The organism is Acinetobacter sp. NIPH 298, assembly GCF_000369505.1.
GTDB lineage: Bacteria > Pseudomonadota > Gammaproteobacteria > Pseudomonadales > Moraxellaceae > Acinetobacter.
The window spans coordinates 212,752-229,913 of the sequence record NZ_KB850054.1 but is presented as its reverse complement, the minus strand read 5'-3'; the positions used below and the strand labels follow the sequence as shown (position 1 = coordinate 229,913).

Sequence of the window (17,162 nt, the reverse complement as noted above, 5' to 3'; positions counted from 1 at the left end):
GTCGATATTGTCAGTATATGTTTCCATAGAGCATAGTTTTGAAATTAGACCGCGAACCATTTATCATTTTTATATAAAAAGAAGGTATGCTTCCACATACCTTCTTTAATACTAATTAGCGATGTGTTTTCGCTTTGGCTTTCGGCTTGCCTGAAAATGGTCTTTTCTCACCAGTTTCGCGCGGTGGCAAACCCGTATGTTGGGTCAGTATTTGACCTTTTTGCGGACGTTTTTGACCCGATTGTGGTTGCGATTGATTGCGTTTTGCTGAATCTCCCGCGACGGTCGAGTTCTTCTTACGCGCAGATTTATATTCACTCTCAGCAGTACCTTGAGGCTGATAAGTTGGAATCAAATGCTGTTTTGAGTTACCAATCAAGTCAGGTCGACCCATTTCTTTTAGCGCCTCACGCAACAATGGCCAGTTATTTGGATCATGGTAACGTAAGAATGCTTTATGCAAACGACGACGCTTATCACCTTTGACAATATCGACATTTTCCGTATAACGCGCCACTTTAGACAATGGATTTTTGCCTGTGTAATACATCGTGGTTGCCGTTGCCATTGGCGATGGATAGAAGGTCTGTACCTGATCGGCACGGAAACCATTCTTCTTCAACCAAATCGCCAAGTTCATCATGTCATAATCGGTCGTACCTGGATGAGCAGCAATGAAGTAAGGAATTAAATACTGTTCCTTGCCTGCTTCCTTACTGAAACGCTCAAACATTTGTTTAAAGCGATCATAAGTGCCAATACCTGGCTTCATCATCTTCGATAATGGACCTTGTTCGGTATGCTCAGGTGCAATTTTTAAATATCCACCGACATGGTGTTGTACCAATTCCTTGACATATTCAGGATTCAATACTGCCAAGTCATAACGTAGACCTGAACCAATCAGAATCTTTTTCACACCTTTGATTTCACGCGCTTTACGATAAAGCTGAACCAATGGTGCATGATCGGTATGTAAGTTTTGACAAACACCCGGATAGACACAAGATGGCTTACGACAGTTCTTTTCAATCTCAGGATCATTACAGTGCAAACGATACATGTTTGCCGTTGGACCACCTAGGTCTGAAATAATGCCTGTAAACTGAGGTGCGGTATCACGAATCTTTTCAATTTCACGTAAGATCGACTCTTCGGAACGGTTTTGAATAATACGTCCCTCATGCTCAGTAATCGAACAGAAGGTACAACCGCCAAAGCAACCACGCATGATATTGACTGAGAATTTGATCATATCAAAGGCAGGGAAACGCGCATTGCCATAAGCAGGGTGCGGTAAGCGTGCATAAGGTAAATCAAAGACATAATCCATTTCCTCAGTGGCTAGAGGAATCGGAGGCGGATTAATCCAAACATCACGTTCGCCATGACGTTGAACTAAGGCGCGCGCATTACCGGGGTTGGTTTCAAGATGCAAAATACGGTTGGCATGTGCATAAAGGACTTGATCATTCGCGACCTCCTCATAAGAAGGTAAACGGATCACCGCGAGTTCACGTGGTGGCAGTTTATGCTTAATCGCTTTTGATGGTGCAGGTTTGAGCTGTACGATCTGTGTGTCAGGATCTAAATCATCCCCTTCACGGACAATTGGGTTTGCCACGAATTCTTTTTGAAAATCTTGATATTGTGCCAGTGAGTTGCCCTTTTCTTTTTCAACTTCACAGCCATCAATATCTTCAGTCATCACATAAGGATTGATGATCTGATCCACTCGTCCGATGGTATCGACATCATTACTGGCGATTTCAACGAACTTTGCTTTTGAATTTTTATTATGCTTATTGATAATAAATGCAGTACCACGGACATCAGTAATGTCCTGAACTTTTTCACCTTTCGCTAAACGATGCATCACATCGATAATGGCACGCTCGCCATTGCCGTACATCAATAAATCGGCCTTAGAGTCCATCAAGATTGAACGACGAACTTTGTCTGACCAATAATCATAATGCGCAATACGACGTAAACTGCCTTCAATACCACCAAGTAACACAGGTACATCTGGGAATGCCTCACGACAACGCTGGCAATAGACTGTTGCCGCACGATCAGGGCGTTTATTGGCTTCATTATTTGGCGAATATGCATCATCCGAACGGATTTTACGATCTGCCGTATAACGGTTGATCATTGAGTCCATGTTGCCTGCGGTTACACCCCACGCAATGGTTGGTTTACCGAGTACACGAAAACTTTCAGCATTGGTCCAGTCAGGCTGCGCGATAATACCGACACGAAAACCTTGTGCTTCAAGCACACGACCAATCACACCTGATACAAATGAGGGATGATCAATATACGCATCACCGCAAACTAAAATAAAGTCACATGCATCCCAGCCGAGGAGATCCATTTCTTCTCGTGACATCGGCAAAAATGGTGCGGGTTCAAAACACGACGCCCAATATTTGTCGTAATCAAACAACGCTTTTGGCGCGGTCTGCATGGTATAGGCAGTAGACATAGCTTGCGAATCTCGGCTAGCAATAAGGAAGAGAGAGGCATCTCGGAATTTTTGATGCCAAAATGAAAGCTGATCAGTTTAACATGAATTCTATTCATTTTTATAGATTAAAAAACATACAAATAAGATTCCCCATTCTCTACCATTTAGAGCATGGGGAAATATGGTGCTAACTATCTGATAATGTTTAGGCTTCGTTTAAGAAACCTTCTTTAATTTCTGCTGGCAAGTCTTTATGCCACCACGCATAAATCGATGCTTTGATATTCTCATCTTCATCAGGATCGTTGAATGGCTCATCATCTTCTCGAATTAACTCATCTCCATTAAATTTGAACCAAAACTCCCACGGATCATCATCGCCACATCCCCATGCTTGGGCGTGTATCTCTGGCAGCAACGCTTTTAAAAAAAGTAAGATATTTTCAATATTTTCATCGCCAGAAGAACCATGAACAAAATCTAAAACGGCATAACCCGCCTCATAATATAAACTCTCTGGTTCCAAATCATATTCAGGCGAATCAATTTGATCGAGCAAGTCTTGTGCGGCTTCCACACTTTCTGGATTGATGGCTAAAGCAGCTTGTAAGAACCGTTCCGCATTTCCCTCATGTTCCTTAAATAAGACTTCTAACTGCCCCATTATTTTTGCATCTGGATGCTTATAATAAACACGACTATGTAATTCCATTGTTATTTCCCCACGATAAAAAATCTAAAAATATGATGATGCTTTAAATTAGCACTTGCTTAAGTTACTAAAATCCAATGATTTTTAGCAAGCCCTCGGCGACTATATCTGTCGCTTTATTTTATGAGAATATCCTGTTTTTTTGAGTCACCTAAATAAAAGGTGAGCATAAAACCGATTGCCAAGACCATACCCACACTTAAATTAATGCCGAGCCAGCCAAAGTTTTCCCAAATCAAACCGCCGCTACTCCCCAACACACTAGATCCCATGTAATAGCAAAATAAATACAGTGATGAAGCCACTGCTCGATATTGCACGGCTTGTACCGAGACCCAACTACTTGCGGTTGAATGGGCAGCAAAAAATGAAAAGGTAAAAACAGTTAAACCAATTAAGATAGCCCAAAGCGATGGGATCAAGGTAATCAATAATCCAATCATCATACTCAACAACAAAAATGGTAGAACCTTATCCCGCCCATATTTAAAGCCCCATTGTGCCGCTTTAGGTGAACTATAAATTCCTGCCAAATAGGCAATCGAAATCACCCCAATCCATGTTTGTGATAAATGAAAAGGCGCTTCTAACAAGTGATAACTGATGTAATTAAACACCGTCACCAAACACCCCATCAGGATAAAACCTTGAGCAAATAAAATCCGTAATTTCGGATCTTTGAGATTCTGCTCAAAAGCTGCTTTAAAGCGAGAAAATCGGAATGGATAGGGTTGGAAATGCTGAGATTTTGGCAATAACCAATAGAATAAACAAGCGATTATGAGGTTGAGAAATCCAATAATATAAGTTGCAGATTGCCAAGAAATAAAGTCGACCAACACCCCTGCAATCAAGCGGCCACCCATACCCCCAATTGCAGTGCCCGAGATATAAAGTCCCATCGCGAAACCGATATCTTTTTGTGCAATTTCTTCCCCGATATAGGTCATGGCTACGGCTGCCACACCACTGACCGCTAAACCAATAAAAATACGGGTACCTAAAAACACTTCCCAAATCGGGAAAGAGGCACTAATCAACAATAAAATCGAAACCAGAAATAAGGCAAAGACCATAATCGGTTTACGTCCAAACCGATCTGAAATAAAGCCTGTAAACAGCAGACCAATTGCCAATGCAATGGTGGAGAAAGACAAAGGAAAACTACTATGCGTCGGGCTAAGCTGAAAGAATTTTGCAAAAATCGGCATCATCGGCTGAACACAATAGAGCGATGAAAATGAAGCAAAGCCTGCAAAAAACAATGACCATAAAATCGAAGTAAATGATTTTGAACCATACTCAATATGGCTTGGACGTATAACTGATTCAGACATGGCCACTCCTTATGCCTGATCAGTATACGCGCGTTTTCACTAAAATAATCCACGACAATATAGGTGACTTTTCACTTAAATTTTTATAGCAATACATTCAAGTTTAGTCAGTTGATGTTCCCTAACAATAATTCTCCTCATTCCTCAAGCCCCTCTAATTCACTTTTCACCTTTTCGAGCGAACACGGTATGATAGCGACTGGCCATACCATTTACCCGAACCACTCAAGAGGCTAACCGATGAAGGCAGCTACGCTTTTATTTCCATTAATTCTATCTTGTATCATGTCATTTCTAATTTCTGGAATCACCACTTTAAAAGCATTGGGCTTCGTTGAAAACTTCTTTTCCATGTGGATGTCAGCTTGGATGATTGCATGGATGTTTGCTTTTCCAAGTGTACTGGTCTGCGCGCCTATCGCACAGAAACTGGTCAGCCTCATTCTTAAAAACCGTTAAAGGTCATCATCGTCAAAAATTCACTGTAGGTTAAAACGCACACAACTTGCAGTGAATGGCGAATATACCCATACAAGTTTATTCCGTAATATATAAATCATAGAGAGACAGGAAGTCTCATTCAGAACAACAAGATGCACAGGACGTGGTCGTTGACAGGAGTTAACGGCAATAAACTGAATATAAAAAAGTCTCGACAGGATGTCGGGGCTTTTTTGTTTCTACTCAGTAAAATAACCACACTTGACGGCATGAATTTAACTTCATACCATCACCCTACTTTCGAATATGCGATTAAGTTTTTATTTTCACGATGATCATTCCAAAAAACGGTGCAAAACGCCATATCAGTAATATCGCGATATTACTTTTTAAACTCAGCATGATGTTTGCTGCTGTTTACTTAACCGCTTGTAGCCATTTAAGTGGTTCAAGCGCAACACGCGCTCAGAAATTATCAGTTGGGATTCAAAAAGCCTATTCAGTACAACCAGATACAGCCAATCGTGTTGCTCCGATGATCATTCAAAGTGCTAAACAACACGATGTTGATCCACTGCTTATTGCCGCAATGATTCGACAAGAGTCAAGCTACAGACCTTATGTGACCTCGTCAGCCGGTGCAGTTGGACTCACTCAAATCATCCCACGTTATTGGCAAAGTACCTGTGGCGGCAACTTATTTGATGAATATACCAACGTCAATTGTGGTACTTATATTCTTGCAAAATATAATCAATCTGCAGGTAGCTGGGAAAAAGCACTGGCTTATTATAATGTGGGACCAACGGGTTATCAGCGTAATTGGAAAATGAAACGCCAAGGTAAAAAATATGCGAAGTCGGTTAAACATCATAAAAAAATGCTGAAAGCTGCGTTATAAATCATTGCAGCAAGTATAAAAAAGCCATGCTTTAAGCATGGCTTTTTTTGCTAAACTTATAACTAAGCCTCATCAAATAAACCTTCAAACAATACTGAAGATAAATAACGCTCGCCACTATCAGGTAAAATAACCACAATAGTTTTACCTGAATTTTCAGGACGTTCTGCGATTTGAGCTGCCGCTGCTAATGCCGCACCACTAGAAATACCGACTAAAATTCCTTCTTGCATCGCACATTTTCTCGCCCATTCAATTGCATCTGCACTATTCACTGGTACAACTTCATCGACTAAATCTAGATCTAAATTTTTCGGAATAAAGTTCGCCCCAATGCCCTGAATCTTATGTGGCGCAGGTGTAATGCTTTCACCGCGTTTCGTTTGGGTGATGATTGCCGATTCAGCAGGTTCAACTGCAACAGAATACAAAGGCTGATTTTTTATTTGCTCAAAATAACGTGAGATACCTGTAATGGTACCGCCTGTACCGACACCTGCAACCAAAATATCCACTTGACCATTGGTTGCTTGCCAAATCTCAGGACCCGTTGTTTCAACATGGATCTGTGGGTTTGCTGGGTTTTCAAATTGTTGTGGTAAAAAATACAGTTCTGGATTTTCCGTAGCCAAGCGTACCGCTTCATCTACTGCACCTTTCATACCTTTGGCTGGATCAGTCAAGACTAAGTTTGCGCCCAAAGCTTTAAGCACTTTTCGACGCTCTAAACTCATACTTGAAGGCATGGTTAAAGTAATCGGATAACCTTTTGCTGCTGCCACAAAAGCCAAGGCAATACCTGTATTGCCACTGGTTGGTTCAACAATATGCATCCCTGCTTTGAGTACACCACGTTTTTCCGCATCGGCAATCAAAGCTGCACCAATACGGCATTTTACTGAAAACGCAGGATTTCGGCTTTCGATTTTTGCCAGTACCGTTGCACCTGTTTTGATAATACGATTAATACGTACTAAGGGTGTATTACCAATTGCCTCTGCATTATTTTCATAAACTGCGATACCAAGATTGGCAGGTGTTGGAAATTGTTGATCAGTAGACATGTTATTTCCTTATTAGATTTGGAATGATTCCCAATCATTATAGGCATGTCAGCCTATGAGAAAAGTAGAAAACCTTAGCTTTTATGAAAAACAATATTTTTAGAGCATAAGATCTTAAGGTTCATAATAAAAACGCATTACGCCTTAGGCACAGGCCATGACAACCCTACAACTTATCACTGCATAGAAAACATAAGCCCATAAAACCTGCGATTCATATTTTAATCATTTGAAAACCCAATCACGCCACACTGTCATGATGGTAATTGAGTTGATCCCAATTCCTCATTCAATAATACTTGCTCTGTATCACCCAGTAAAATAGCCACACGGCTACAATGAATCACTAAATGTTCTAACCAACGTTGTGCAGCGAGTTGGTCCAAGGTATAAGTAACCGATACTGTTCTTGATGAAGAGTCCTCAATAATTTTCTGCCGAACCAAATCTTGATGTGCTTGCATCTCTGAGGAAAAATCAGCTAACTCATCTACAAGTTTTTTTGGGATTCGTGCAAATGGTTCATGCATTAAATACGGAATAAATTGCTCAAGAATCGTTGCAAACTGATTGGCCAATTCATGTATATTTCTTTGATTTTGAATGCTTTCAATATGCGCAACGCTGCTTAAATCATTTTTAAGAACACGGACATACACTGCCAATCTCAATAAAATGATTAAACGATGTTGATCTTCTAAGGATTGTGAAACCGTCATTTTATCTAAATAATGCTCAACTTTAAGCAACGTTTGATCGAACTCATCCGTTTTAACCAATGAAGTAACGACGCCTCCACGAATACAACGTATAAAAATCCCATACATATCAGCTATCGATTGCAAAAGTGCACGTTCTACTGCTGCAATCGCCAAAGCAGGAACTGTATAAAGTGACTCGTCTAAATACCGTGTGATTAGCGGTTGTTTTTCAGGCAATAAACGAATAATCAATTGCTCAAATTGAGACAAAAAAGGCATGAAAATACATGCACCTAATAAACTAAAAGTCGTGTGAAATCCCGCAACTAAAATCACAGAATCCAGTTGATGAATACTTTCAATATGATGATATGCCCATATAAATACTGGAGATAATAGAATAAATGCAAAAATGGCAGTCACAATATTAAACATGACATGAACTGCGGCTGTTCGTTTAGCACTGGTAGTCGCCCCTATCGCTGCAAGGATAGCAGTTGCAACCGTTCCGACATTTTGACCAATCACTAAGGCTAAAGCTTGTTCTAAATTAATTGTTGAAGTAGACAATGCTGCTAATGTTGTTGTAATGGCTGCACTAGAGGACTGCAACAAGATCGTCATGAGGACACCAACGAACACCAAAATAAGCTTCATCATCAAAGTTGGTTCAGCCCACCGTGATAAATCAATCAATAGGGCCATACCACTCATGGCATCTTGTAAAAATTGAATCCCTAAAAATAGCAGCCCAAAGCCTGCCAAAGTGAGTCCAATAAAAGTAATTTTCTCTTTACCAAATAATTTTAGCGCCGCGCCTATACCAATCAAGGGCAAGGCAAAACTGGCAATAGAAAACTTTAAACCAAGTAATGCAACCATCCAACCTGTGCTTGTGGTGCCTATGTTTGCACCGATAATCACACCAATCGCATGACTAAAACTTAATATTCCTGCACTGACAAAACCGATCGTTGCCAAAGTGGTAGCTGTCGAGGATTGAACCACAACGGTTAAACCAATCCCCGATAGTACAGCTTTGATTGGCGAATTTGTGAATCTGACCAGCCATTGTCGCAGTGCTTCACCCGCGATTGCTTTTAGGCTATCTGTCATCAGAGACATGCCTAAAAGAAATAAACCGATTCCACCCATTAACTGCACAATGACATTGAACACAAATGTTTCCTTCTTATAATTTTAAGGTACTAAAAGTACGTCTAAATAATAGCTTACATTGTTCTGTTCAAATATTTATATTTGATTTACGACTCACAATAAAGGACTGATTAAATTTAATGTGCTGTCTAAACCCAAATTGATTATAAAACGCAGTTTTTCCCCATTTTTTATTAAATTCCACGCAATAAAAAAACCTCCCAACATAAGTTGGGAGGTTTTCGTATTTAAAAGCTGGCGATGACTTACTCTCACATGGCAAGTGCCACACTACCATCAGCGCGAAGAGGTTTCACTTCTGAGTTCGGGAAGGGATCAGGTGGTTCACTCTTGCTATTGTCGCCAGCAAACTGTTGTGGTGCTTTGGGGTCTTAATCACGTTGTGAGTTAAATTTCACAGTGTGTGCCTTACTTACGAACCAAAGAGTTATTAACGGATTAGCTTCATTGGGTCTGAATTGTAACTAGTTTTTCAACTAAATCAAGTTCAATCAGTTTAATTTACACTGACTGTTTGGATTTGAATCGAATTGATGCTTTATATACAACTGCTTGGGTGTTGTATAGTCAAGCCTCACGAGCAATTAGTATTGGTCAGCTTCATACGTCACCGTACTTCCACATCCAACCTATCAACGTCCTAGTCTCGAACGGCTCTTTAGAGGACATAAAGTCCTAGGGAAATCTTATCTTGAGGTAGGCTTCCCGCTTAGATGCTTTCAGCGGTTATCCCTTCCGAACATAGCTACCCGGCGATGCCACTGGCGTGACAACCGGTACACCAGAGGTTCGTCCACTCTGGTCCTCTCGTACTAGGAGCAGATCCTCTCAAATTTCCAGCGCCCACGGTAGATAGGGACCGAACTGTCTCACGACGTTCTAAACCCAGCTCGCGTACCTCTTTAAATGGCGAACAGCCATACCCTTGGGACCTGCTTCAGCCCCAGGATGAGATGAGCCGACATCGAGGTGCCAAACACCGCCGTCGATATGAACTCTTGGGCGGTATCAGCCTGTTATCCCCAGAGTACCTTTTATCCGTTGAGCGATGGCCCTTCCATACAGAACCACCGGATCACTAAGACCTACTTTCGTACCTGCTCGACTTGTGGGTCTCGCAGTTAAGCGCGCTTTTGCCTTTATACTCTACGCGTGATTTCCGACCACGCTGAGCGCACCTTCGTACTCCTCCGTTACTCTTTAGGAGGAGACCGCCCCAGTCAAACTACCCACCAGACATGGTCCTCGCCCCGGATTACGGGGCAGAGTTAGAACCTCAACATTACCAGGGTGGTATTTCAAGGATGGCTCCATTAGAACTAGCGTTCTAACTTCAAAGCCTCCCACCTATCCTACACAAGTAAGGTCAAAGTTCAATGTCAAGCTGCAGTAAAGGTTCACGGGGTCTTTCCGTCTAGCCGCGGGTACACCGCATCTTCACGGCGAATTCGATTTCACTGAGCCTCTGCTGGAGACAGCGCCGCCATCATTATGCCATTCGTGCAGGTCGGAACTTACCCGACAAGGAATTTCGCTACCTTAGGACCGTTATAGTTACGGCCGCCGTTTACTGGGGCTTCGATCAAGAGCTTCGCTTACGCTAACCCCATCAATTAACCTTCCAGCACCGGGCAGGCATCACACCCTATACGTCCACTTTCGTGTTTGCAGAGTGCTATGTTTTTAATAAACAGTTGCAGCGGCCTGGTTTCTGTGGCTGCCAATAGCTCAGACCGCAAGGATCATCACCGTCAGCAGCGTACCTTCTCCCGAAGTTACGGTACCATTTTGCCTAGTTCCTTCAGCAGAGTTCTCTCAAGCGCTTTGGTCTACTCGACCTGACCACCTGTGTCGGTTTAGGGTACGATTCCTGTGTAACTGAAGCTTAGAGACTTTTCCTGGAAGCATGGTATCAGCCACTTCACTGTACAAGTACAGCTTGCTATCGACTCTCAGCATAGAGCACCCCGGATTTGCCTAAGATGCATGCCTACTGTCTTCCACCTGGACAACCAACGCCAGGCTGACTTAACCTTCTCCGTCCTCTCATCGCATTACACAGAAGTATTGGAATATTAACCAATTTCCCATCGACTACGCCTCTCGGCCTCGCCTTAGGGGTCGACTCACCCAGCCCCGATTAACGTTGGACTGGAACCCTTGGTCTTTCAGCGAACGGGTTTTTCACCCGTTTTGTCGTTACTCACGTCAGCATTCGCACTTCTGATACCTCCAGCATACTTCTCAATACACCTTCATCGGCTTACAGAACGCTCCCCTACCACGTAACTTAAAAGTTACATCCGCAGCTTCGGCACATAGTTTTAGCCCCGTTACATCTTCCGCGCAGGCCGACTCGACTAGTGAGCTATTACGCTTTCTTTAAAGGGTGGCTGCTTCTAAGCCAACCTCCTAGCTGTCTATGCCTTCCCACATCGTTTCCCACTTAACTATGATTTTGGGGCCTTAGCTGGCGGTCTGGATTGTTTTCCTCTTGACTACGGACGTTAGCACCCGCAGTCTGTCTCCCGGATAGTACTCATTGGTATTCGGAGTTTGCATCGGTTTGGTAAGTCGGGATGACCCCCTAGCCGAAACAGTGCTCTACCCCCAATGGTATTCGTCCGAGGCGCTACCTAAATAGCTTTCGGGGAGAACCAGCTATCACCAGGCTTGATTAGCCTTTCACCCCTATCCACAAGTCATCCCCTGGCTTTTCAACGACAGTGGGTTCGGTCCTCCAGTTAGTGTTACCCAACCTTCAACCTGCTCATGGATAGATCGCCTGGTTTCGGGTCTACACCCAGCAACTAAACGCCCTATTAAGACTCGATTTCTCTACGGCTCCCCTATTCGGTTAACCTTGCTACTGAATGTAAGTCGCTGACCCATTATACAAAAGGTACGCAGTCACCAAACAAGTTGGCTCCCACTGCTTGTATGCATGCGGTTTCAGGATCTATTTCACTCCCCTCACAGGGGTTCTTTTCGCCTTTCCCTCACGGTACTGGTTCACTATCGGTCAGTCAGGAGTATTTAGCCTTGGAGGATGGTCCCCCCATATTCAGACAAGGTTTCACGTGCCTCGCCCTACTCGTCATCATTGTATGTGCCCTTTCGTGTACGGGAATATCACCCTCTACGTTCGCACTTCCCAGAGCGTTCCACTAGAACACATACAACTTAATGGGCTGATCCCCGTTCGCTCGCCGCTACTAAGGGAATCTCAATTGATTTCTTTTCCTAAGGGTACTGAGATGTTTCACTTCCCCTCGTTCGCCTTGCATACCTATGTATTCAGTATGCAATACCTACCTTGTGGTAAGTGGGTTCCCCCATTCAGAAATCTCCGGATCAAAGGATATTTGCCGCCTCCCCGGAGCTTATCGCAGGCTATTACGTCTTTCATCGCCTCTGACTGCCAAGGCATCCACCACATGCACTTAATTACTTGACTATACAACCCCAAACAGTCGACGTTACCTACAAGTAGTAACTTCAACATTTCAGTTTGACGCACTGTGCACTTAAGCACCGTACAGCTTCAATCTAATTCATATACCAAAACGCTTGATTCAGTTAATCGCTAGTTCTCGCATTAATCTTTCATCTAACTGCAACACTTTCGTATTACCGTTAAAATCATATTAATCGAGTTTTGAACAATTTATTTCAGACTCAATTCTACTAATCTGTTAATGAATTAATGTAACCTCGTCAGCTACATTAAACTGTGATAAATCACAGAACTTAATAAACCAAGATCATTCGATCTTCTTATTCACTAAATTCTGTAATCTTTAGCCCGTACTCCGTAAAGTACGTGGTGGAGACTAGGAGAGTCGAACTCCTGACCTCCTGCGTGCAAAGCAGGCGCTCTACCAACTAAGCTAAGTCCCCAGCTTATCATTGTGAATTCTATATCCTTAAATCTTTCAGCTTTAGCGATCAGATTTGGTGGGTCTGACAAGACTTGAACTTGTGACCCCACGCTTATCAAGCGTGTGCTCTAACCAACTGAGCTACAGACCCTCAGATATATCTTCAAGAAGAACAACTTGTTGTGGATTCTTACCGGCCATCAATCTTTCGTTAAGGAGGTGATCCAGCCGCAGGTTCCCCTACGGCTACCTTGTTACGACTTCACCCCAGTCATCGGCCACACCGTGGTAACCGCCCTCTTTGCAGTTAGGCTAGCTACTTCTGGTGCAACAAACTCCCATGGTGTGACGGGCGGTGTGTACAAGGCCCGGGAACGTATTCACCGCGGCATTCTGATCCGCGATTACTAGCGATTCCGACTTCATGGAGTCGAGTTGCAGACTCCAATCCGGACTACGATCGGCTTTTTGAGATTAGCATCCTATCGCTAGGTAGCAACCCTTTGTACCGACCATTGTAGCACGTGTGTAGCCCTGGCCGTAAGGGCCATGATGACTTGACGTCGTCCCCGCCTTCCTCCAGTTTGTCACTGGCAGTATCCTTAAAGTTCCCGGCATTACCCGCTGGCAAATAAGGAAAAGGGTTGCGCTCGTTGCGGGACTTAACCCAACATCTCACGACACGAGCTGACGACAGCCATGCAGCACCTGTATGTAGATTCCCGAAGGCACCAATCCATCTCTGGAAAGTTTCTACTATGTCAAGGCCAGGTAAGGTTCTTCGCGTTGCATCGAATTAAACCACATGCTCCACCGCTTGTGCGGGCCCCCGTCAATTCATTTGAGTTTTAGTCTTGCGACCGTACTCCCCAGGCGGTCTACTTATCGCGTTAGCTGCGCCACTAAAGTCTCAAAGACCCCAACGGCTAGTAGACATCGTTTACGGCATGGACTACCAGGGTATCTAATCCTGTTTGCTCCCCATGCTTTCGTACCTCAGTGTCAGTATTAGGCCAGATGGCTGCCTTCGCCATCGGTATTCCTCCAGATCTCTACGCATTTCACCGCTACACCTGGAATTCTACCATCCTCTCCCATACTCTAGCTAACCAGTATCGAATGCAATTCCCAAGTTAAGCTCGGGGATTTCACATTTGACTTAATTAGCCACCTACGCACGCTTTACGCCCAGTAAATCCGATTAACGCTCGCACCCTCTGTATTACCGCGGCTGCTGGCACAGAGTTAGCCGGTGCTTATTCTGCGAGTAACGTCCACTATCCTAGAGTATTAATCTAGGTAGCCTCCTCCTCGCTTAAAGTGCTTTACAACCATAAGGCCTTCTTCACACACGCGGCATGGCTGGATCAGGGTTCCCCCCATTGTCCAATATCCCCCACTGCTGCCTCCCGTAGGAGTCTGGGCCGTGTCTCAGTCCCAGTGTGGCGGATCATCCTCTCAGACCCGCTACAGATCGTCGCCTTGGTAGGCCTTTACCCCACCAACTAGCTAATCCGACTTAGGCTCATCTATTAGCGCAAGGCCCGAAGGTCCCCTGCTTTCTCCCGTAGGACGTATGCGGTATTAGCATCCCTTTCGGAATGTTGTCCCCCACTAATAGGCAGATTCCTAAGCATTACTCACCCGTCCGCCGCTAGGTAATGTAGCAAGCTACATCACCCCGCTCGACTTGCATGTGTTAAGCCTGCCGCCAGCGTTCAATCTGAGCCATGATCAAACTCTTCAGTTTAAAATCAGTAGTACCTTTAAAGGGCACCAATCTTGGCTCATCAATTTTCTGACAAATATTTCTCAAATAAACTTCGAGTAATTTCTACCATCTAATCAATGAAAATAATTTCGATCGATTAACCAGTAAAAATCCACACAAGTTGTTCTTCTTCAATTCTTAATGATCTTCTCGATGATTCGTCACCATCAAGCTAGGTCGGCTATATTACTCTCAATCTCTTAAAAGTCAACAGGCAATTTAGATATTTTTAAAACTTATTCTCAAACACAAGATTCAAACCTTTCAATCCAAATCCTTGTTTCTCAACAAGTTTTTATCTGCATCACCGCCGATGGATGTGCATTCTACAGCATTTCTAACTCCACACAACCCCTTTTTTTAACTTTTACTTTCGCTTGTTTCTTTTTTCTACAAAAACGATTGGTTTGGTGCTTTTATCGGCATAAATATGAATTTTTAGCCATTAAATAGCAAAAAAGAAGTCCCTGAGGACTTCTTTTTTGCTTGTTTTGTACTTTATCAGCTTCGCACAACGTTAAGAAAATATAAGTGGCGTTCATATTGATCAATAATATCTTGGATCAAGTCTTCTTGTGTCCAATCCATTACATCGTAATTTTGTCCACCTTCACGCAAAAATACTTCAGCTTGAAAATATTCACTATCATCTGCTTCACCCTGACCAAGCATAAAGCTCGGTGGCGTGGTCTTGCTTGAAAAGACAGTATATTCAAAGTTAATTTCTTGGTGATGATCGACACGCAAACGCAAACCTTGTTCGGTTTCATCAATAGCGACGCTTAACTTCCGACGTTTAAATTCGGCCTGTACTGCTTCAAATGCTTTTAGCACTTGAGTTGCAATATATTGCTTCACCTCATCTTCCGTATGAGGGTAATGCATAATCAAGCCTAAACGCTGTTGCCAACTGCGTGGATTGTTCATCGCTCTTGGCGTGGTTCGAGCCTCGGTCAACATTTTTGATTTGGTTGCATCGAGATTCAATGCTTTCAGTAAACCCCAAGCCATCAGCAACATAATCACGGCAAATGGTAATGCGCTCACCAACATTGAAGCCTGTAACGTGGACAAACCACCAACCAAGAGCAAACAAATCGTGAGGATCGAGATCAACACCACCCAAAATACACGCTGCCATGCAGGTGTGTTTTCATCTTTAGCCGTGAGATAGTTCACAACTAAAGCACCTGAATCCGCAGAGGTCACAAAGAAAAGTAAAACCAGTATCGCCGCCAATAAGCTCATCACAGCCGAGAACGGCAAATGATTTAAAAACTCAAAAAGTGCCACTGATGAATCTTGTTGCACCATTTGCATCAACGCAATATTGTTTTCTTGCATGATGCTAAAGAGTGCGGCATTTCCCCAGAAACCCATCCAAACAATAGTAAAACCTGTCGGAATCAGAATAACACCGAGAATAAATTCTCGAATGGTTCGACCGCGTGAAACACGCGCGATAAACATCCCAACAAATGGCGACCAAGCGATCCACCAAGACCAATAAAAAACCGTCCAGCCGCCAATCCAACCCGTCGACTCATAGGCCTGTAAATTAAAAGTCATCACAAATAAGTTGGAAAGATACTGTCCCGTATTTTCAACGGTAGTGCGGAGTAAGTGTAGCGTTGGTCCTGCCAAGAAAACAAAAACCACCAATATTACTGCAAGTATTAAATTAAGTTCTGATAGGCGCTTTACACCTTTATCTAACCCAGCAAAAACTGACAAAGCGGCCAAGATACTAACGAAAATAATTAAACCAATTTGTGTGCCAGTACTCTGCTCGATACCCACTAAATAATTTAAACCAGCATTGACCTGTAATACACCAAAGCCCAATGAGGTTGCGACACCAAAAATCGTCCCAACAGTGGCAAAGGTATCAATGGCATCGCCCCATCGACCATAAATCCTTTTACCGATCAGGGGATACAATGCAGAACGTGTTTTTAGTGGTAAATTATGGCGATAAGAAAAATAAGCGAGAGATAAGCCCACTAAGGCATACACAGCCCAAGCATGTACACCCCAGTGAAAGAAGGTGATTCTTATTGCTTCTTTAGCTGCTTGAACCGTCTCAGGATCACTACTTGGAGGAGTGACATAATGCATGACAGGTTCTGCCACACCAAAGAACATCAGTCCAACCCCCATCCCTGCGGTAAACAGCATCGCGAACCAAGAGCCGTTACTATAATCTGGCTGGCTATGATCGGGTCCCAATTTAATATTGCCGCTTGATGAGCACGCAATATAAACCAACAACACAAGGAAGATGGCAACACACAAAATATAGAACCAACTAAAAGAGTCCGTAATCCATTGTTTTGCTTGTGCAGTTAAATTTTCAAAGAGATCAGGTGCAATGATTGCAAATGAAAGAAAAACGACAATGATCAATACCGTACTAAAGAAAACATTTCGGTTAACGTTAGCCAACCAAGATGATGTTTTGGAATGCATATTTTCTCCATACTGTTCTAATAGCTATTGCTTGGCTTAGGCACACTAGAAGACGGAAATTGAATAATAAAAAACGTCTAATATGTAAAAAAACTCATCAGAGTTTATCAAATGGAAGTACCAATCTTGCTCACACAAAACTGACAACTTTCCAATAAAAACCTTTCTTTCGGTTATTTTTAGGGTAACAAAGAATGTACTAAACAGCTAATCATCAACCACTTTGCTCACCA

8 protein-coding genes, 2 tRNA genes and 3 rRNA genes are annotated in these 17,162 nt (G+C 43.0%); 2 read left to right on the top strand and 11 right to left on the bottom strand.

The genetic code is table 11. The features are described 5' to 3' along the window. Nucleotides 1-115 precede the first annotated feature (115 nt). The 3 genes from F903_RS03465 to F903_RS03455 form a co-directional block, all read right to left on the bottom strand. The gene (locus tag F903_RS03465) at nt 116-2,491 is read right to left on the bottom strand and encodes a YgiQ family radical SAM protein (protein WP_005194622.1); all 2,376 of its coding nucleotides are present in this window, start codon (nt 2,489-2,491) and stop codon (nt 116-118) included. Nucleotides 2,492-2,678: 187 nt separating this feature from the next. After that, nucleotides 2,679-3,185 carry a hypothetical protein gene (locus F903_RS03460; protein WP_005194620.1) on the bottom strand — a complete coding sequence of 169 codons (507 nt, stop codon included), beginning with the start codon at nt 3,183-3,185 and terminating at the stop codon, nt 2,679-2,681. Nucleotides 3,186-3,301: 116 nt separating this feature from the next. Continuing rightward, nucleotides 3,302-4,522 carry an MFS transporter gene (locus tag F903_RS03455; RefSeq protein WP_005194619.1) on the bottom strand — a complete coding sequence of 407 codons (1,221 nt, stop codon included), beginning with the start codon at nt 4,520-4,522 and terminating at the stop codon, nt 3,302-3,304. 240 nt (nt 4,523-4,762) lie between these two features. Here F903_RS03455 and F903_RS16345 point away from each other — a divergent pair, with 240 nt between their 5' ends. Further along, nucleotides 4,763-4,981 carry a DUF2798 domain-containing protein gene (locus tag F903_RS16345; protein WP_004668147.1) on the top strand — a complete coding sequence of 73 codons (219 nt, stop codon included), beginning with the start codon at nt 4,763-4,765 and terminating at the stop codon, nt 4,979-4,981. A 382-nt stretch (nt 4,982-5,363) separates the two neighbouring features. Beyond that, nucleotides 5,364-5,864 (top strand): lytic transglycosylase domain-containing protein, encoded by a 501-nt coding sequence (locus F903_RS03445; protein WP_034594865.1) that lies wholly within the window; start codon nt 5,364-5,366, stop codon nt 5,862-5,864. 62 nt (nt 5,865-5,926) lie between these two features. Here F903_RS03445 and cysK read toward each other — a convergent pair whose 3' ends face one another. From cysK to F903_RS03405, 8 genes are all read right to left on the bottom strand, one after another. Further along, nucleotides 5,927-6,928, bottom strand: a complete 1,002-nt coding sequence (gene cysK, locus F903_RS03440; protein ID WP_005194617.1) for a cysteine synthase A — start codon at nt 6,926-6,928, stop codon at nt 5,927-5,929. A 254-nt stretch (nt 6,929-7,182) separates the two neighbouring features. Beyond that, nucleotides 7,183-8,808, bottom strand: a complete 1,626-nt coding sequence (locus tag F903_RS03435; RefSeq protein ID WP_005194616.1) for a Na/Pi cotransporter family protein — start codon at nt 8,806-8,808, stop codon at nt 7,183-7,185. A gap of 232 nt (nt 8,809-9,040) precedes the next feature. Further along, a 5S ribosomal RNA gene (rrf, locus tag F903_RS03430) occupies nt 9,041-9,155 on the bottom strand. A 216-nt stretch (nt 9,156-9,371) separates the two neighbouring features. Continuing rightward, nucleotides 9,372-12,265, bottom strand: a 23S ribosomal RNA gene (locus F903_RS03425). Between the two features lie 367 nt (nt 12,266-12,632). Next, nucleotides 12,633-12,708: transfer RNA gene (locus tag F903_RS03420), tRNA-Ala, on the bottom strand. Nucleotides 12,709-12,763: 55 nt separating this feature from the next. Then, nucleotides 12,764-12,840, bottom strand: a tRNA-Ile gene (locus F903_RS03415). 61 nt (nt 12,841-12,901) lie between these two features. Further along, a 16S ribosomal RNA gene (locus tag F903_RS03410) occupies nt 12,902-14,439 on the bottom strand. The 16S, 23S and 5S rRNA genes sit together here with 2 tRNA genes alongside, the layout of an rRNA operon. A gap of 522 nt (nt 14,440-14,961) precedes the next feature. After that, nucleotides 14,962-16,929: a BCCT family transporter gene (locus tag F903_RS03405; RefSeq protein WP_005194615.1), complete on the bottom strand. Its 1,968-nt coding sequence runs from the start codon at nt 16,927-16,929 to the stop codon at nt 14,962-14,964. Nucleotides 16,930-17,162 lie beyond the last annotated feature (233 nt).

Coding starts and splice junctions, on each gene's coding strand:
- F903_RS03465 (WP_005194622.1), bottom strand. CDS start 2,491: ATGTCTACTGCCTATACCATGCAGACCGCGCCAAAAGCGTTGTTTGAT.
- F903_RS03460 (WP_005194620.1), bottom strand. CDS start 3,185: ATGGAATTACATAGTCGTGTTTATTATAAGCATCCAGATGCAAAAATA.
- F903_RS03455 (WP_005194619.1), bottom strand. CDS start 4,522: ATGTCTGAATCAGTTATACGTCCAAGCCATATTGAGTATGGTTCAAAA.
- F903_RS16345 (WP_004668147.1), top strand. CDS start 4,763: ATGAAGGCAGCTACGCTTTTATTTCCATTAATTCTATCTTGTATCATG.
- F903_RS03445 (WP_034594865.1), top strand. CDS start 5,364: ATGATGTTTGCTGCTGTTTACTTAACCGCTTGTAGCCATTTAAGTGGT.
- cysK (WP_005194617.1), bottom strand. CDS start 6,928: ATGTCTACTGATCAACAATTTCCAACACCTGCCAATCTTGGTATCGCA.
- F903_RS03405 (WP_005194615.1), bottom strand. CDS start 16,929: ATGCATTCCAAAACATCATCTTGGTTGGCTAACGTTAACCGAAATGTT.